A 19,088-nucleotide genomic window follows, 5' to 3' on the forward strand; every position below is an offset into this window, starting at 1 on the left:
CACAAACAACCACGAACAAGCACACAAACAACCACGAACAAGCACACAAACAACCACGAACAAGCACACAAACAACCACGAACAAGCACACAAACAACCGCGAACAAGCACACAAACAACCGCGAACAAGCACACAAACACGAAAAGGCCGCCACCCCCTTTCGGGGATGGCGGCCCGCTCAGGTCAAAAGACCTCAGGCGATCATCCGGTCCAAGCGATCCGCGAACGGTCCACTTGACCGGCAGGGATCACTTGCTGATCTCGGTGACACGACCGGAACCGACCGTGCGGCCACCCTCGCGGATCGCGAAGCCCAGACCCGGCTCCATAGCGATCGGCTGGATGAGCTCGACGGTGATCTCGGTGGTGTCGCCCGGCATGACCATGTCGGTGCCCTCGGGGAGGGTGATGACGCCGGTCACGTCCGTGGTGCGGAAGTAGAACTGCGGACGGTAGTTCGAGAAGAACGGGTTGTGACGACCGCCTTCTTCCTTCTTGAGGATGTAGACCTGTCCGGTGAAGTTGGTGTGCGGGGTGATCGAGCCGGGAACGGCAACGACCTGACCGCGCTCAACCTCATCGCGCTTGGTGCCACGGAGGAGGAGACCACAGTTCTCGCCTGCCCATGCTTCGTCCATGGACTTGTGGAACATTTCGATACCGGTAACGGTGGTCTTCTGCGGGTCGCGGATACCGAGGATTTCAACCTCAGAGTTGATCGGGAGCTTGCCACGCTCAACACGACCGGTGACAACGGTGCCACGGCCGGTGATGGTGAAGACGTCTTCGATCGGCATGAGGAACGGCTTGTCCATGTCGCGCTCAGGAGTCGGCACGAAGGTGTCGACTGCCTCCATGAGCTCTTCGACCTTCGCAACCCACTGCGGATCGCCTTCGAGAGCCTTCAGCGCGGAAACCTGGATGATCGGGGCGTCACGATCGAAGTCCTGGGACTCGAGCAGGTCGCGGCACTCTTCCTCAACGAGCTCCAGCATTTCCTCATCGTCGACCATATCGGCCTTGTTGAGGGCAACCAGGATCGTCGGAACGCCAACCTGGCGAGCAAGCAGAACGTGCTCGCGGGTCTGTGCCATCGGGCCGTCGGTGGCGGCGACAACGAGGATTGCGCCGTCCATCTGAGCTGCACCGGTGATCATGTTCTTGACGTAGTCGGCGTGGCCGGGGGCGTCGACGTGTGCGTAGTGACGCGCCTCGGTCTGGTACTCGACGTGGGAAACGTTAATCGTAATGCCGCGCTCACGCTCTTCAGGAGCGTTGTCGACGTTTTCGAACGGGGTGAACTCGTTCAGTTCCGGGTACTTGTCGTGCAGAACCTTGGTGATTGCTGCGGTAAGCGTGGTCTTGCCGTGGTCAACGTGACCGATGGTACCGATGTTGACGTGCGGCTTGCTGCGCTCGAACTTGGCCTTCGCCACTTGTGTCCTCCTGGACTCGGGTAGTTTTTCTAGCCTTTGGCTAGGTGCAACTCTAACACCCAGCCGGCCGAAACCTACATGGAAATTGTTGGTATGTGAGGCGGGTCGCTACGCTCGCGCTAATTTCTTAGCGCGAGCAAGCGAAACGCGACGGATCGGGACTCACTCGCCCCGGGACTTGCCGACGATTTCGTCAGCGACGTTACGCGGAACTTCCGCGTAGGAGTCGAACTCCATCGAGTACACTGCACGACCCTGCGTCTTGGAACGCAGGTCGCCAACGTATCCGAACATTTCAGAGAGCGGAACCTGTGCCTTGACGACGCGGATACCGTGCTGCTCATCCATGGACGAAATCTGTCCACGACGGGAGTTCAGGTCGCCGATGACGTCGCCCATGTACTCCTCAGGAGTACGGACCTCAACGGCCATGATCGGCTCAAGAAGAACCGGGCTTGCCTTCTTCGCGGCTTCCTTCAAAGCCATCGAACCGGCAACCTTGAACGCCATTTCCGAAGAGTCAACTTCGTGGTACGCGCCGTCGAGGAGCGTTGCCTTGATGTCAACCATCGGGTATCCGGCGAGAACACCGGACTGCATGGCGTCTTGGATACCAGCGTTCACCGAAGGAATGTACTCGCGCGGAACGCGGCCACCAGTGACCTTGTCCTCGAACTCGTACTCTTCCTCGGAGCCTGCGGGGATAGGTTCGAGAGCGATGATGACACGCGCGAACTGGCCGGAACCACCGGTCTGCTTCTTGTGCGTGTATTCGTACTTCTCGACCTTCTTGCGAATGGTCTCGCGGTAGGCAACCATCGGAGCACCGACGTTTGCTTCAACCTTGAATTCGCGACGCATACGGTCAACGATGATGTCCAGGTGAAGCTCACCCATACCACCGATGATCGTCTGGCCAGTCTCAGCGTCGAGCTCGACCGTAAAGGTCGGGTCTTCTTCGGCGAGCTTCTGGATTGCGACGCCCATCTTTTCCTGGTCAGCCTTCGACTTCGGCTCAACCGCAACCTGGATAACAGGCTTCGGGAACGTCATCGATTCGAGAACGATCGGCTTGTCGATTGCGCAGAGCGTATCACCAGTGGTCGTGTCCTTCAGGCCGATAACCGCGTAGATGTGGCCAGCATGTGCCTGATCCACGGGGTTTTCCTTGTTGGAGTGCATCTGGAAGATCTTGCCGATGCGTTCCTTCTTGCCCTTGGTGGAGTTCAAGACCTGTGCGCCAGACTCCACCTTGCCGGAGTACACGCGGACGAAGGTGAGCTTGCCGTAGAACGGGTGAGCAGCAATCTTGAATGCAAGAGCTGCGAACGGTTCGTTCTCGTCAGGCTTACGGGACTCGGTCTCTTCTTCGGTTTCCGAACCGGGCTTGAAGCCACGGACGGACTCAACGTCCAGCGGAGACGGGAGGAAGTCAACAACCGCGTCGAGCACGGGCTGAACACCCATGTTACGAAGAGCGGTACCGCAGTAAACCGGGAATGCGCGACCAGAGATCGTCAGCAGGCGGATGCCTTCCTTAATCTGCTCGACGGTCAGCTCACCATTCTCCAGGTATGCCTCGGTCAGCTCGTCAGAGCCTTCCGCAGCAGCTTCGATCATGAGTTCACGGTATTCTTCCGCGCGTTCCTGCAGATCCTCTGGGATCGGGCCACGAACAACGAGGGAGCCGAGGGTTGCCTCGCCCTTGTCGTCTTTTGCCGGGTAGCGCAGGGACTCCATCGAGAGCAGGTCAACCTGGCCCTCGAAGTCATTCTCTGCACCGATCGGGAGCTGCATGACGATCGGGGTCGCGTGGAGGCGATCCTTAATCGTCGAAACGGAGAAGTAGAAGTCAGCGCCCATCTTGTCCATCTTGTTGATGAAGCAGATACGCGGAACCTCGTACTTGTCAGCTTGACGCCACACGGTCTCAGACTGCGGCTCAACGCCTTCCTTGCCGTCGAAGACTGCAACAGCGCCGTCGAGCACACGCAGGGAGCGCTCAACCTCAACCGTGAAGTCAACGTGGCCGGGGGTGTCGATGATGTTGATCTGGTTGCCGTTCCAGAAAGAGGTAACAGCGGCGGACGTAATCGTAATGCCGCGTTCCTTTTCCTGTTCCATCCAGTCGGTCGTCGAGGCGCCGTCATGGGTCTCGCCGATCTTGTAGTTAATGCCCGTGTAGAACAGGATGCGTTCCGTCACGGTCGTCTTGCCGGCATCGATGTGAGCCATGATGCCAATGTTTCGAACCTTGTTAAGGTCGGTAAGCACGTCTAGTGCCACGAGTGCGATCCTTCGCTCGAAGTGATTGTGAATTCGCGGGCAAAATTAAGGTTGACGAAAACCGAAGATCCCGGCCTCGTCACCCAAAATCACCAGCGGTAGTGAGCGAACGCGCGGTTCGACTCGGCCATCTTGTGCATGTCCTCACGACGCTTCACAGCGGCACCGAGACCGTTGGAAGCATCCAGGATCTCGTTCGCGAGGCGCTCGGTCATCGTCTTTTCGCGACGCTGACGCGAGTAGTCAACCAGCCAACGCAGGGCAAGGGTTGTGGCGCGCGCGGGGCGAACCTCAACCGGAACCTGGTAGGTCGCGCCACCAACACGGCGGGAGCGAACCTCAAGGGCGGGACGAATGTTGTCAAGAGCGCGCTTCAGGACCGAAACCGGTTCCTGCTCGGTGCGCTCACGCACGGTCTCCAGTGCACCGTAAACGATGCGCTCTGCAACGGTCTTCTTACCGTCGAGGAGGACGCGGTTGACGAGCTGGGTCACGACCTTCGAGCCGTAGACCGGATCGTCGACGAGGGGACGCTTAGGAGCTGGGCCCTTACGAGGCATTACTTCTTCTCCTTCTTCGCGCCGTAGCGGGAACGAGCCTGCTGGCGACCACGAACACCCTGGGTGTCGAGGGAGCCACGAACGATACGGTAGCGGACACCCGGGAGGTCCTTCACACGACCACCGCGAACGAGCACGATCGAGTGCTCCTGCAGGTTGTGGCCTTCACCGGGAATGTATGCCGTAACCTCAATGCCGGACGAAAGGCGCACACGAGCAACCTTACGGAGGGCTGAGTTCGGCTTCTTCGGGGTGGTGGTGTACACGCGGGTGCACACACCACGTCGCTGGGGCGAGCCCTTCAGCGCCGGGGTCTTCACCTTAGAGCGCTTCGAGCTACGGCCCTTGCGGACGAGCTGCTGAATGGTAGGCACTGGTTCTCCAGTTTCTTTCCGTCGGAGGCCTTTCGATTGAGCAGTCGCGAAAGGCCCTTGTCTAGTCATCCATGGCTTGACGAATCCCCTTACGGACACACGCATGTCCGTCAAGGGCCGGTGCGCCATGATAGCCACCGTTCGGCTGGCCAGAGAATGACGCCCGGAGCTCCGACGGACGGAGCCCGCTGTCAGCGAAAGCTGACGAAAGAGAACCCGTAAATTCACGGGAACCTCGTCTAGTTTACGAGGCTTGGGGTTTCTTGGTCAAAGGCATAACTCGTGAGGTGCGCCCCACTTCCCCACCGCGCTTGTTCACCACCGCCCGCCTCACCCGCCGCGCTCGTTCACCAACAACAACTCCTCGCTTAGGGCACCGCACCTCCTTTCCAAACGCTGGCGGACATGAACGCCTAGGAGCGCTTTGCTTCAACAAGCGCGCCAAAGTCGCAAAACTAGGCGCTTCCCTCCCCGTATTGAGTCCCGCAACGGTGAACAAGCGCGGTAGTTTTCCACAGTTTTCACACACCCCGACTTATCAACATTTCCCTCTAGGGAGCCTCGAACATTCCTTCTCCATCGCGGAAGCTAGACACCTACTTCCACCTTTCACCCCACAATCGAGGTCCCCATGCACCGTTTCCAGGCGCCTCGCATCCGCGACGTCCGCAAGGCCATGACATTCACCCGCCCACACCGCGCTTCGCGCGACGAACTCATGTACAACGTCGAAATACGAAGAGGCGCTTTCCTGAGCGTCACCTACCTCTCGACACTTCCTCAGCATTGGCAACGTGAACAGGCCGTCCAGCTTGCTCGCATTATCGCTGTTCAGCACACTCATCCGCGATGCGTTCCAACGGGTATATCAGCAGCGTACTTGCACGGTGCCCGCGCGTTTGATTACCCCGGCGACGTCCATATGGCTTCCCTGTCGAACTCAACGCGTTCTGCAAAGGTGTTACCAGCGGTTACCCTCGGCGAAGAGGTACTAGCCAGTCGCGCCACAATCGTATTTCACCGGATGCTCCCTATCGCCAATCACGCGTGCAGGATTGATGGAGTGCGGAGTTTGACCTTGCATGACGCGCTGTTGACGCTCGCAGTGCAGGAGTGTGGTGCGCTAGCTTTCTCGATGGCTTGCTCGGGGATGCGCCTGTTGATTGAGAACACACGAAGCAGAAGCATTGGATTCAAAAAACGCCTTCGAACACTCAGGCAGTCGTTGAGCGCTCAGTTCAAACAGCTCGAATCGGGCCACCGCCATCGCGCAGACGGCTCTTGGCTGTTCGCTCACGCCGATGCCGCGTGCGAGAGTCCTGGAGAAAGCCACATCCTATGGATTCTGCGTTCAAGCGGACTAGCTGGCATTGAAACGCAGTACGAAGTCACAAGTAACGGCAACCGTTTCTTCTTCGATCTCTGCTTTCCTGAGGCTCGCGTCGCAATCGAGTTTGACGGGCGTTTCAAGTATGGGGACAGTGACTTAGAGATTGATGAGGCTACGGCCAAGCAAGTTCAACGACAGACACAATTAGAGGCCGACGGTTGGCAGTTCATCCGTTTCCGTTGGGAAGACTTGCCAGACTATTCGAAGATATTGAATTCCGTGTTCATGCTACTTCTGCAGGTTGGGGTTTGTCCGACCACTATGAGACGCGCTCGCGTCCACGCCTGACACCCCGCCTGTCTCTACTGACCGAATCAATCCACCGTTTTTACTGACATTTCCGCCCTTGCGACTCGGCAACCCTGCCACTGCCTAGGCACTACGGTGTCGCCTCGCGTCTGATACCGCTTCCTCACCCCCGCGCTTGTTCACGATTTACCTTCACATTTCGCAATTTCTGTCTCCCACGTGCGTTCGACGGCGCACCAGATACAACCTGTTCGCTCTGAGCGAACACGCGCTTGTTCACCGTTCGCCAACGGTGAACAAGCGCCGGAGGGCGGGCGACAACATATATGAAGCGTGGCGCCCGAGCGAATAAAACGCATCGAGCGCCACGCCTCGTATTTAGCCGGTCATTGCCTAGCTAAAGAGCAACTACTACTCACGGAACGACATACCGAAGTCAATCGCACCAAGAGCATCGAGGAAGTCCTCGGAAACTCCACCATCCTGGAAGTCCATCTGCGTGTAGTTCGAAGCAGCAAGTGCTTCCGCAGTCGGCTCAACGGTGACTCGGTTGTAACGTGACAAGCCGGTACCAGCCGGGATGAGCTTACCGAGAATAACGTTCTCCTTCAGGCCAACGAGAGAATCAGACTTGCCGTTCATCGCTGCCTCAGTGAGAACCTTCGTCGTCTCCTGGAAGGATGCCGCCGACAGCCACGAGTCAGTTGCCAGCGATGCCTTCGTGATACCCATAAGCATCTGACGACCGGAAGCAGGTTGCCCGCCCTCGGCAGCGACCTTGCGGTTCTGCGCCAGGTAAGCCATACGGTCAACAAGCTCGCCGGGCATGAAAGTCGTATCACCGGGCTCAAGGATGGTGATTCGACGCAGCATCTGGCGAACGATGACCTCAATGTGCTTCGCGTGGATACCGACGCCCTGATCGCGGTAGACCTTCTGGACCTCGTCAACAAGCTGCTTCTGGGCGACGGAGCGACCCATGATGCGAACGATTTCCTTCGGATCAAGCTGCCCCTCAGTCAGAGGCTTGCCTGCCTCGACATGCTCACCTTCAGCAACAAGAAGCTCCTGACGACGCGAGACCTCAATAACGTCATCTTCCTTCGCGTCATCACGAGTGATGATGATGCGACGAACCGACGGATCCTCGTCGTCAATGTGAACGCGACCAGCGGCCTCGCTCATCTTTGCTTCCATCTTGGGAGTACGAGCCTCGAAGAGTTCCTGAACGCGGGGCAGTCCCTGGGTAATATCAGCTGCCGACGCGGCGCCACCGGTGTGGAAGGTACGCATCGTGAGCTGGGTACCGGGCTCACCAATCGACTGAGCGGCGATAATGCCAACTGCTTCACCAATATCGACCTGCTTGCCGGTGGCCAACGAGCGACCATAGCAGGCAGCACAGGTGCCGACCTGCGATTCACAGGTGAGGACGGAACGGCAGGTGATCTCTTCAACGCCTGCTTGCGCAAGTGCGATGAGCTCATCGTCACCAAGATCGGTGCCTGCGGGCATGACGACCTCGCCGGCTTCGTTCACAGCATCGCGCGCAAGGTTACGAGCATATGCGGTGGTCTCAACCGTTTCGAGAGCCTCCCAAACGCCGTCGACCTTCTTCGCGATCTTGATCTTGACGCCCTGGCGGGTGCCACAATCCTCTTCACGAACGATGACGTCCTGCGAGACGTCAACCAGACGACGAGTCAGGTAGCCAGACTCTGCGGTACGAAGTGCCGTATCAGCAAGACCCTTACGAGCACCGTGCGTTGCGATGAAGTACTCGAGAACGGTCAAGCCTTCGCGGTAGTTCGCCTTGATCGGACGCTCAATGAGCTTCTGCTTCGGGTCGGACACCAGACCACGCATACCTGCGATCTGCTGGACCTGTGACCAGTTACCACGCGCGCCCGAGTTGACCATGCGGTACACGGTGTTGCGATCGTCGAAGTTACCGCGCATGTCGTCTGCAACCTTCTGGGTGCATTCGAGCCAAAGGTCAACGAGGTCCTTGTAGCGGTTTTCTTCGAGGATGAAGCCGGCGTCGAAGTCTTCCTGAATCTTGGCTGCGCGAGCCTCGTATTCAGCAAGAATTTCTTCCTTGCGCGGCGACGCCTGGATGTCGGAGAACGCGATCGTGATACCCGACCAGGTCGACCAGTGGAAGCCGGCCGACTTCAGGGCATCGAGGCATTCTGCAACCAGAACGTTCGGGTAACGCTGGGTCAGGGTGTTGACGATCTGACCGAGCTGCTTCTTGCCGACGACCTCGTTGACGAACGGGTAGTCAACCGGTAGCAGCTCGTTGAAGATCGCGCGACCGAGGCTGGTTTCGAGCAGAACATCGTCGCCCGGTTCCCAACCTTCAGGTGCTTCCCAATCGGCCGGCGGAACGATGCCGTCGAAGCGAATGAGAGCCTTCGCGTTGAGGTCAAGCAGACCCATGTCGAACGCCATAAGCGCTTCAGCGGCACTGGAGAACGACGGAACGATGGGGTTGCCGGCAGAATCCTTGGCAACTTCGATCGTCGAATCCGGTTCCGAAGTCAGGTGGAACAGACCAATGATCATGTCCTGTGACGGCATCGCAACGGGGCGACCGTCGGACGGCTTCAGAATGTTGTTCGTCGACAGCATGAGGATACGTGCTTCAGCCTGAGCCTCGGCACCCAGTGGCAGGTGGACTGCCATCTGGTCACCATCGAAGTCAGCGTTGAAAGCGCCACAGGCGAGCGGGTGCAGCTGAACGGCTTTACCTTCAATGAGTTGAGGCTCGAACGCCTGGATACCCAGACGGTGAAGGGTAGGTGCACGGTTCAGTAGCACGGGGTGCTCGCGGATAACGTCGTCGAGGACGTCCCACACCTCGGGGCGCTGACGCTCAACCTTGCGTTTCGCTGCCTTGACGTTCTGCGCGTAGTTCTTCTCAACGAGGCGCTTCATGACGAAAGGCTTGAAGAGCTCGAGTGCCATCTGCTTGGGCAGACCACACTGGTGGAGCTTCAGCTGCGGGCCGACGACGATGACCGAACGGCCAGAGTAGTCAACGCGCTTACCGAGCAGGTTCTGACGGAAGCGACCCTGCTTGCCCTTGAGCATGTCAGAGATCGACTTCAGCGGGCGGTTGCCCGGGCCGGCAACGGGGCGACCACGGCGACCGTTGTCGAAGAGCGCGTCCACTGATTCCTGCAGCATGCGCTTTTCGTTCGCGACGATGACGTCCGGCGCACCCAGTTCAAGCAGCCGCTTGAGTCGGGTGTTGCGGTTGATCACTCGACGGTACAGGTCGTTGAGGTCGGAGGTCGCGAAGCGACCACCGTCCAACTGAACCATCGGGCGCAGGTCCGGCGGAATAACCGGAATCTTGGTCAGGACCATCGATGCCGGCGAGTTGCCGGTTGCGATGAAGGCGTTGATGACCTTCAGGCGCTTGATGGCACGTGCTTTACGAGGCCCGGAGTCGGACGCAATGGTCTGACGGAGGGATTCGACTTCGGCTTCAAGATCGAAGGTTTCCAGGCGCTTCTGGATGGCAGCTGCGCCCATGTCGCCCTTGAAGTAGGTGCCGTAGCGGGCGACCATTGCGCGGTAGAGGCGCTCGTCACCGATCAGGGCACCGACCTTCAGGTTCGTGAAGTTTTCCCACACGACTTCAAGACCATCAATGTCACCGTCGAAGTGCTTACGAAGGCGCGTCATGTCCTTCTCGGCGCTCTTGCGGAGCTTTTCGCGTTCCGCGGCGGAGGCACCATCAGCTTCGAGAGCAGCGAGGTCAGCTTCAAGCTTCTCGGCTGCCTGGTTGATGGCGGCGTCACGGCGGTCTTCCATCTGCTTCTTCTGGATCTCAAGTTCAGCGCGCAGATCCATGAGGTCCTCGTCGCGGCCCTTTTCGTCGATTTCGGTGACCATGTATGCGGCGAAGTAAATGACCTTTTCGAGGTCCTTCGGAGCGAGGTTCAGCACGTAACCGAGGCGCGAGGGCACGCCCTTGAAGTACCAGATGTGGGTGACCGGTGCGGCTAGGTCAATGTGGCCCATGCGCTCGCGGCGAACCTTAGAGCGCGTGACCTCGACGCCACACTTTTCACACACGATGCCCTTGTAACGGACACGCTTGTACTTGCCACACGCGCATTCCCAGTCGCGTGTGGGGCCGAAGATCTGTTCACCGAACAGGCCGTCGCGCTCGGGCTTGAGCGTGCGGTAGTTGATGGTCTCCGGCTTCTTGACTTCACCGTGTGACCACGAAGCGATGTCATCGCTTGTGGCCAGGGTGATCTTCAGGCTGTCGAACGTTTTGGCGTCCAGCAAAGTCATCTCTCCCTATCAGATCGCGTCGATGGTCGCCGCAGCGTTCGGACGGGCATCAAGCGTGATGCCGAGGTCTTCGCGCGCGTTGAAGTCTTCTTCCTGGTCACGCAGGTCAATGGCGTTGCCGGCCGCGTCGAGAGCTTCGACGTTCAGGCACAGCGAGCGCATTTCCTGGATGAGGACTCGGAAGGACTCGGGGATACCGGGCTCAGGAATGTCTTCGCCCTTGACGATCGCTTCGTAGACCTTCACACGACCGGTCGTGTCATCCGACTTGATTGTGAGGAGCTCCTGGAGCGCGTAGGCTGCACCGTAAGCTTCGAGCGCCCACACTTCCATCTCACCGAAACGCTGGCCACCGAACTGGGCTTTACCGCCCAGTGGCTGCTGCGTGATCATCGAGTACGGGCCGGTTGAACGGGCGTGAATCTTGTCGTCAACCAGGTGGTGGAGCTTGAGCATGTAGGTGTAGCCCACTGCGATCGGATACGGGAACGGTTCACCGGAACGACCGTCGAACAGGCGGGCCTTGCCCTGCTCGTTCGTCAGACGGTTGCCGTCGCGGTTCGGGTTCACGTTACGCAGCAGGCCTGCGAGTTCGTCGGCTTCAAGACCGTCGAACACGGGGGTTGCCACGAGAGTCTCAGGTTCGGTGGTGATGCCGTCAGCCGGGAGGTGACGGGTCCATGCTTCGCCGGCCTCGACAGCCTTGGAAGCATCCCAGCCCTGGTGAGCGAGCCAGCCGAGGTGGTATTCGAGCACCTGGCCGACGTTCATACGACCGGGGACACCAAGCGGGTTGAGGATGATGTCAACCGGGGTTCCGTCTTCGAGGAACGGCATGTCCTCGACCGGCAGAATCTTGGAGACAACGCCCTTGTTACCGTGGCGGCCTGCCATCTTGTCACCAATGGTGATCTTGCGACGCTGGGCGACATAGACGCGAACGGTCTGTCGAACGCCAGGGTTGAGTTCGTCTTCTTCGTCGTTGAATTCGCGGACGCCGATGACGATGCCTTCCTGGCCGTGAGGAACACGCAGGGAGGTATCTCGAACCTCGCGAGCCTTCTCACCGAAGATTGCGCGCAAAAGGCGTTCTTCGGAGGTGAGCTCAGTTTCACCCTTCGGGGTGACCTTGCCAACGAGAACGTCGCCAGCGGTAACCTCGGCACCAATGCGGATAATGCCACGCTCGTCGAGGTCAGCGAGTGACTCTTCAGAGACGTTCGGGATATCGCGGGTGATTTCTTCTTCGCCGAGCTTGGTTTCGCGGGCGTCAACCTCGTATTCCTCGATATGGATCGAGGTGAGGACGTCCTCTTCAACGACGCGACGCGACAGGATGATCGCGTCCTCGTAGTTGAGGCCTTCCCACGACATGTAGGCGACGAGCAGGTTCTTGCCGAGTGCAACTTCACCGTTGTCGGTTGCCGGACCATCAGCCAAGACGGAGCCGGCCTCAACGCGGTCGCCTTCGTCGACGATGACACGCTGGTTGGTGCAGTTGCCAGGGTTCGAACGTTCGAACTTTTCAAGACGGTAGGTGTCGCGACCGCCTTCGTCCGTGGAGACGATGATCATGTCTGCCGAAACTTCGGAAACAACACCAGCGTGGGCGGCGATGATCATTTCACCGGAGTCCTGTGCTGCACGGCGTTCCATACCGGTACCGACCAGCGGCGCTTCGGTGGTCAGCAACGGCACTGCCTGACGCTGCATGTTCGCGCCCATGAGTGCACGGTTTGCGTCGTCGTGCTCGAGGAACGGAATGAACGCTGCTGCAACAGACACCATCTGACGTGCGGACACGTCCATGTAGTCAACTCGGTCGCGCAGGATCAGTGTCGGGTCTTCGCCGGCGACACGGCAGAGGACATGGTCTTCTGCGAAAGTGCCGTCGTCGTTCAGACGGGACGAGGCCTGTGCAATGTAGTGACCGATTTCGTCGTCTGCGGTCAGGTATTCGACCTCGTCGGTGACCTTTCCGTTGCGAACAACGCGGTACGGGGTCTCAACGAAACCGAAGGGGTTGATGCGACCGAAGGTTGCGAGCGAGCCGATCAGACCAATGTTCGGGCCTTCGGGGGATTCAATCGGGCACATACGACCGTAGTGCGACGGGTGGACGTCACGAACTTCCATGCCTGCGCGTTCACGGGACAGACCGCCGGGGCCAAGAGCCGACAGACGACGCTTGTGCGTCAGACCTGCGAGCGGGTTGTTTTGATCCATGAACTGCGACAGCTGGGAGGTGCCGAAGAACTCCTTGATCGCTGCAACAACCGGGCGGATGTTGATCAGCGACTGAGGAGTAATCGAGTCGGCTTCCTGGGTCGTCATGCGTTCGCGGACAGTGCGCTCCATGCGGGACAGACCTGCGCGAACCTGCGCCTGAATAAGCTCGCCAACTGCGCGAATGCGACGGTTACCAAAGTGATCAATGTCGTCCGCTTCAACACGGAGTTCGACAACCTCGCCACCGTTGCGGGTACCGAGGAAGGTCTTCTCACCCTTGTGCAGAGCGAGCATGTACTTCACGGTTGCAACGACGTCATCGATGGAGAGAGTCGATGCCTTCGGATCTGCGTCGGTGCCGAGCTTCTTGTTGATCTTGTAGCGACCGACCTTTGCCAGGTCGTAGCGCTTCGAATCGAAGTAGAAGTTGTTCAGCAGGGTGCGTGCCGATTCAACGTTTGCGGGCTCGCCGGGACGGAGCTTGCGGTAGATGTCGACGAGGGCTTCTTCCTGGGTCTTGACGGTGTCTTTCTCGAGGGTCTCGAGGAGCACCGGGTATTCGGCAAACTCTTCACGAATCTCAGATTCGGTCATGCCGATTGCCTTGAGGAAGTGGGTGACAGGTTGCTTGCGCTTGCGGTCAATACGAACGCCAACAGAATCGCGCTTGTCGATTTCAAATTCGAGCCATGCGCCGCGACTAGGAATGACCTTTGCGCTGAACGTTTCACGGTCGGTGGAACGCTCGGAAACGCGCTCGAAGTAGACGCCCGGGGAACGGACGAGCTGCGAGACGACGACACGCTCAGTGCCATTGATGATGAAGGTGCCACGCGGGGTCATGAGCGGGAAATCGCCCATGAACACGGTCTGACGCTTGATCTCAAGGGTCTCGTTGTTCATGAACTCCGCGGTCACATACATCGGTGCAGAGTATGTGTAGTCCTTGGTCTTTGCTTCTTCGATCGAGTACTTCGGTCGTTCGAGCTGGCATTCCCTGAACGTAAGGGACATGGTCTTGCCCAAGTCCTCAATCGGCGAAACTTCTTCGAAGATTTCTTCAAGACCGGAGACGTCGGGGACGTCGTTACGGCCTTCCGCCTTAGCGGCTTCGACGCGAGCCTTCCACGCGTCGTTGCCCAGCAGCCAATCGAAGCTCTCGACCTGCAAACCCAGAAGGTTCGGGGCTTGAAGCGGTTCGGCGAGCTTAGCGAATGAGATGCGGTTCCTGGGCTGGTTGGCAGTGCTACTGGCAGCCAAAGGGGATCCTTCCCTGCATTTTCGGTGCGCACACACGCCTTCGCCCATTATCTGACTCCGTCCATCCCGCTCAGCGCCTGATACAGCGGGGTGGATACGGATCACCTCGGGCATAATAAGGCGCAAGTATTAATGATACGGATTCGTGGCTCCTCACCTCAATATCTTTTGGCGTTTGTGCCGAGTTTCACGCAACTACCACGTTGGCGCGCCGATCGTGCGCTCGTCGCGGCGCTCACCGAGATGTACCTCATGGGCGTGTCCACGCGGAAAGTCGAGAAGGTGGCGGCCGAGCTGGGCGTGCACACTCGCCAGGAGCTGCTTGACCTTATCGAGCAGAAGAAAGGTCTCCGATAGAGCGGCGAGGATACCTGCGTCCCTAGTGTCGAGAGCGCGACAGCTGAGAATTCAAGCAGTTTCATGAGCGTTATCCATGAGGCTCTTCGGCGCCACGCCTTTAAATCAACCATGCAGTCGCGCACCAGTAAGCAAAAGCGGCGGCGGTCCCGTGTGGGAGCCGCCGCCGCTCAGATACGGTGAGAGCCAGTCGAAAGAAATCCTGCGCCCGCTCCAGCGCTCAATCGGCAGTTTCTTTGACGCCTACGATTGTCGGCCTATTCCCGGCGACGCCGAGCCAGCTTGCTGAAGACTGCAATGCCAGAGCCTACGAGCAATGCGAACGCAGCTGCCTTAAACAGATAGGGGATATTGCTGCCAGTAGCAGCCAGCTTGCCAGTAGGAGGCAACTTGGAGGCCGTCATCGTCTTGGCGGGCGCGGCAGAATCGCTTGCCGGCGCCTCTTTCCACTGGGCGTACAGCGTGGTGTCGGCGTCGAAGGTCACTTCTTGACCTGCGGCATACGACGTGCCGTTCCCGTCGGCCTGCGTGTTCCAACCGGTAAACTCTGCTTTGCCCTTGTTCAGCTCGCCATGGCCCGCAACAGTAACCGGAGCGCCCTTCATGAACGATGCCTCGTCGGGGGTTGCGCCTTCCCCACCGTTGGCATCGTAGGAAAGCTTATAGGGCACCTTTGCCGTGAGGGAGGCACTGCCCAACACCATGCGGTTGCCTTCTGCAGGAAACTCTGGATACCCGGGGAACTCATTACCACTACGGGTCGTGAGGTAGCTCTTTATGGGTTCATCGCCCGTCTTGGGAAGCTCAAAGCCAATCTCGTAGGTGACCGTGTAGGTCCCAGGGTTTGCGGTGATTTGGCTCGGGTCGACCGGATTCCCGTTCTCATCGACGGCAGTTATCTTGGTCCCGTGGGTGACAAAGGCACTCGATAGCTTGCCATAAGCCTTCGAGTTGTCCTTCCACAACTCGATCGGCATTACGTCGAATCCGGGCGCCTTCTCACCCCAGAGGTTTGTGCCGCGTCCCAACAGGTACATGTCCCAGTCAACAACCTGGTCACGCTTGAGCTCGAGCACCTTGGGCTCAGCCAGTTTCCCCTGTATAGTGCCAGCCTCGTCAAGATCGGCCTCAGTGGTGAGAATTGGGCGAACGACTATTCGACGTGTAACGTATGTGGCACTTGCAGAATCTGCATCATTGCCATACACCTTTTTGACGCCTTTATACTCGATCATCATGTCAAACTCCCGGTCCCCGCTCGGAGAGGCATCCACGGTGAACTGGTACATGCCGTTCTTATCGGTGGTTGCTTGATAGACGGGGGCGACAGCGCCAGACTCTCTGTCCTCTTTTGACGTGGGATGGGGATACAGGCTAACCGCAGCCCCAGACAGGGCAGTATCGGTGCCATCAGGCCAGGTTGCGCTCACCGAACCGTAGATCGGTGCCTTGCCATTCGCCCCCGGCAGGAACCCTCCGGGAGTATATGCGGAGATTGTCGTTGGAACGGGGTCCGCTTCAGCCGGCTCGGCCACAGCCATGTCCGCTCCCCCTACCACGAGGCACAATGTGGTTACAAGAGCCAAAAGACCGCACCAAATGTCGGAACGCCTAACTGTTTCCATAAAACCGCCTCCAAAAGGATAGTGCTTGCCGCACGTTTTAACTATATCCGTTCCTCATCAGTTCCTACTGGGTTTGCCCAATCTGCGAAGCACCAGGCCACCACGCCTCTGCATTCTTCAAATAAGCCAGGTTTTCCGGACGAAAAACGAGTCTGGCTAGGAGAGTTCAGCAAGTGAATCGGGAGCCTCAGCACCCTCGGCGGATTCCTCTTCTTTCTCTTTCTTGCGCCTGGCAGCCGTGTAGCGGGCCACCTGGGTTGCGATCAGCAGCGAAATCACGATCGCAATCAAGAACAGGGTCATCCACCACGACCACTGGGGGCCGTCGACCGCGGGGCTTTGCGGGGTCGGGATGATTCGCTCGCCGGTCACCAGCAGCCGATGGGAGTTGATGCCGTAGGGCGTGCAGGTGAGCAGGGTGGCCAGATCCTTGTCCTTTTCACGGCCGAGCAGGGACGGGTCATTGGGTTTCACGACGTCGATTCTGGTGACGCGATAACCGAATGATTGGTCTTGAACCTCGAGGAAGAACTCGTCGCCGATCTCCAGGTCGGTCAGCCGGTCGAACATGGTGGAAGTCGGCAGGCCGGTGTGAGCTGTGATGACCGTGTGTCGGTCGACACCGCCGACCGGCAGGTCGGAACCGAACATGTGGCCGGCACCGGCATTCAAGGTGTCATGGTCGGTGCCGTGCCGTATCGGCAGCTTGACCTGGATCTTGGGGATCTTGACGACGCCGATAATGCCGCTCGGCTGGTCGAGCACATTCAGGTATTCCTGGTATTCGGGCGAGTCGGGGGCCACGTTGCCCAGGTACGGGTCGAGCACCGGGAAGCCCGTGTGGGTGGCATTGTATTCCCTGGCACGCTTGATGTAGGAGTCTTTCAATTCCTGCGACTGCTTGTTCACCTGGTTCTCGTAGGCGCGGCTGACCAGTTTGGCCTGATGGTTGTTCCAGACCGTGGAGGTGATCGGGTATGCCAGGCAGAGCACGCCCAGCAGAATGAAGATTAGTGGTGTCCAGCGCTTTCGGCGATCTTTCTTGTCGTTGGCCTGGTCGTCCGAGCCGCGAATGGCTCGGTATTCGGGGTCGGGAGTATAAGCGTCGTCTGCAAGAGAGGTTCGCGCAGCCTTGCCGGTTGCCTCGTTGTGGCCTTGGAGATCTTCGTTCATTCTTCCTACCGTGTCTTTTCGCAGCACCTAGCCTGCGTGTGGTTTTAGAGAGTGTGGGGGGCTGACCGTTTGGCCAGCCCCCCCACTGTTCAACGGCTATCTACCGTTGCGTTGTTAGGCGTCTTCACGACGACGCGAACGCACGTGCATTGCGGTACCGCCAGCTACCAGGCCAGCGCCCAGCAGAGCGAAGATGCCAACACCGATGGCGCCGGTGCGAGGCAGGTTGAACCACTTGCCAGAGTCCTTGGTCCGGACGTTGGTGATACCGGTCTCGAAGACGTTGCTACCAGCAGTAACAATGACCGCAGTCACGTTGTTGGAGAGGATGTAGCCCGACGGAGCCTTCTTCTCAACCACATAGAATTCCTGGCCTACCTTGGCTTTGTAAGCCTCAGTCTTGCCGTCAGTGCCGGTGGTCTTGGTGCCGTATTCAGCAGCAGCTCCTGTACAGTTCGACCGATCGTCGGACTTAACGCAGTTGTCGGCGTCAGCCTTCTTGGCGAAGGCGATGAACTCTGCGTCCTTAAGTGCAGTATTATCGGTGGCGTCGGTCTTCTTGATCTGGAAATCGCCGAACTTCATGGTCGGGTCTCCAGGACCAGGATTGTTCGGATCGGGTTTGCCCGGGTTCGGGACAACCGGGTTGGAGGGGTTCTCGCCTTCACCGTTGCCGGGAATGAAACCGAACTTGTTGACTACGACAACGTTACCGTCATTATCTTTCATCGCACCAGACAGATCGGCCTTGAGCTTCAGGTTGAAGACAGCGGTGACAGGAATGTTCTTGCCCGCGTTGCCGGCCTTATTGGCCTCAGCAGCGATCTTTTCAAGGCCGGCTTCGGTGAAGGTCACCTGGACACGGGTACGCGTACCAGCGTCGTAACCAGCACCCTCCGGGTCGGCTGTGACAGTAACAGTGTAATCAACGGCGGGAGTCAGCACGGTGTCATCGGCCTTGACCTCGCCCACCACGGCCTCAGTAGGAGTTTCGAAAGCGTCGACCTGGACGTCATCGAAGATGGCGAAGTTCTTAATATCGGCCTTGGTCAGATCCTTGGCGTCCCGTTCGGTGCCCTTGGACTTGTTCAGCTTGGCGGTAACGGTGTAGCTGGCATTAGCTCCCGCGCCGACAACGCTACCCGACGGGTCGCTCTTGGTGACGTTGCCGGACTCGTTGACGTTCTTCGGGTTAACGGTTACGTCGTAGTTGTAGGTCAGGTTGGTCGAATCGGTGCCGGTGATTTCCGGGATGGTCATGTAGAACTTCTTGACATCCACGGTGTGGCCAGCAGGGATCGTGGTCTCCTCGACCTGGTAGAGGCCTACCGGGAGGTTAGAGAAGGTTGTCTCACCATTGACGTCAGTCTTCTGCTCAGCATGCACAGTGCCGGTAGTAACGTTAGCGGTGCCTTTATTCATCGCATCGATGTTCTTGGCGATGGTCTCCCAGCCGGCGTAGCTAGTGGTGTTGACTGCTTTACCGTTGATTTCGGTGACCTGAGTGACGGTGAAGCCAGCGTCTTTAACCTTAGCGCCACCGTTCTTGTCATCTGTCTTGATGATCTTGATCGAGCCCGTGGTCGGTGCTCCGTCTGCCCAAGGGGCAGTGCCAGTGGGCACAGCGTTCGCTGCTCCGCCAGCGCCCAGTCCGCCGACTAGCGTCAGCGCGAAAGCTGCTGCTAGCAGCTTGCGGAATGACTTTTTCTTAGCCATTTTCTTTCCTTTCAATGTCATTTTGACATCGGTTGATGTCCTTGCTGCCCGAAGTTTCGGGCCAGGCATCTTCCGATGCCCCCTACTATGTCCAGGATTCGAATTGCTGGTTATCTCG

11 protein-coding genes are annotated in these 19,088 nt (G+C 58.5%); 2 read left to right on the forward strand and 9 right to left on the reverse strand.

Translation table 11 applies throughout. From position 1 onward, the window contains the following. Positions 1 to 249 precede the first annotated feature (249 nt). From tuf to rpsL, 4 genes are all read right to left on the reverse strand, one after another. Positions 250 to 1,437 (reverse strand): elongation factor Tu, encoded by a 1,188-nt coding sequence (gene tuf, locus QP109_RS05925; protein ID WP_101627646.1) that lies wholly within the window; start codon positions 1,435 to 1,437, stop codon positions 250 to 252. A 162-nt stretch (positions 1,438 to 1,599) separates the two neighbouring features. Further along, positions 1,600 to 3,723: an elongation factor G gene (gene fusA / locus QP109_RS05930; RefSeq protein WP_285023963.1), complete on the reverse strand. Its 2,124-nt coding sequence runs from the start codon at positions 3,721 to 3,723 to the stop codon at positions 1,600 to 1,602. An 89-nt stretch (positions 3,724 to 3,812) separates the two neighbouring features. Continuing rightward, positions 3,813 to 4,283: a 30S ribosomal protein S7 gene (rpsG, locus tag QP109_RS05935; RefSeq protein ID WP_006681504.1), complete on the reverse strand. Its 471-nt coding sequence runs from the start codon at positions 4,281 to 4,283 to the stop codon at positions 3,813 to 3,815. Next, complete coding sequence (gene rpsL, locus QP109_RS05940) at positions 4,283 to 4,657, reverse strand: 30S ribosomal protein S12 (RefSeq protein ID WP_006681505.1); 375 nt, start codon at positions 4,655 to 4,657, stop codon at positions 4,283 to 4,285. Before rpsL ends, rpsG begins: the two co-directional genes overlap by 1 nt. Positions 4,658 to 5,288: 631 nt before the next feature. Between rpsL and QP109_RS05945 the strand changes: the two genes are divergently transcribed. After that, positions 5,289 to 6,335 (forward strand): endonuclease domain-containing protein, encoded by a 1,047-nt coding sequence (locus QP109_RS05945; protein ID WP_101627649.1) that lies wholly within the window; start codon positions 5,289 to 5,291, stop codon positions 6,333 to 6,335. 372 nt (positions 6,336 to 6,707) lie between these two features. Here QP109_RS05945 and QP109_RS05950 read toward each other — a convergent pair whose 3' ends face one another. After that, positions 6,708 to 10,604, reverse strand: coding sequence for a DNA-directed RNA polymerase subunit beta' (locus tag QP109_RS05950; RefSeq protein WP_285023999.1), 3,897 nt, complete (start codon positions 10,602 to 10,604; stop codon positions 6,708 to 6,710). A gap of 15 nt (positions 10,605 to 10,619) precedes the next feature. Then, on the reverse strand, positions 10,620 to 14,099 hold the full coding sequence (gene rpoB / locus QP109_RS05955) for a DNA-directed RNA polymerase subunit beta (protein ID WP_285023964.1): 3,480 nt from the start codon (positions 14,097 to 14,099) through the stop codon (positions 10,620 to 10,622). A 132-nt stretch (positions 14,100 to 14,231) separates the two neighbouring features. Between rpoB and QP109_RS05960 the strand changes: the two genes are divergently transcribed. Then, a complete protein-coding gene (locus QP109_RS05960; RefSeq protein ID WP_101627650.1) occupies positions 14,232 to 14,456 on the forward strand; it encodes a transposase in 225 nt (74 codons plus the stop codon). Between the two features lie 257 nt (positions 14,457 to 14,713). On the opposite strand, the gene QP109_RS05965 is transcribed toward QP109_RS05960, so the two are convergent. The 3 genes from QP109_RS05965 to QP109_RS05975 form a co-directional block, all read right to left on the reverse strand. Further along, on the reverse strand, positions 14,714 to 15,997 hold the full coding sequence (locus QP109_RS05965) for an InlB B-repeat-containing protein (RefSeq protein WP_285023965.1): 1,284 nt from the start codon (positions 15,995 to 15,997) through the stop codon (positions 14,714 to 14,716). A gap of 240 nt (positions 15,998 to 16,237) precedes the next feature. Continuing rightward, positions 16,238 to 17,254 carry a class C sortase gene (locus tag QP109_RS05970; protein ID WP_285023966.1) on the reverse strand — a complete coding sequence of 339 codons (1,017 nt, stop codon included), beginning with the start codon at positions 17,252 to 17,254 and terminating at the stop codon, positions 16,238 to 16,240. Positions 17,255 to 17,368: 114 nt separating this feature from the next. Then, positions 17,369 to 18,970: a SpaH/EbpB family LPXTG-anchored major pilin gene (locus QP109_RS05975; RefSeq protein ID WP_285023967.1), complete on the reverse strand. Its 1,602-nt coding sequence runs from the start codon at positions 18,968 to 18,970 to the stop codon at positions 17,369 to 17,371. Positions 18,971 to 19,088: the final 118 nt, after the last annotated feature.

Source organism: Pauljensenia sp. UMB9872 (genome assembly GCF_030212665.1).
GTDB lineage: Bacteria > Actinomycetota > Actinomycetes > Actinomycetales > Actinomycetaceae > Pauljensenia > Pauljensenia turicensis_B.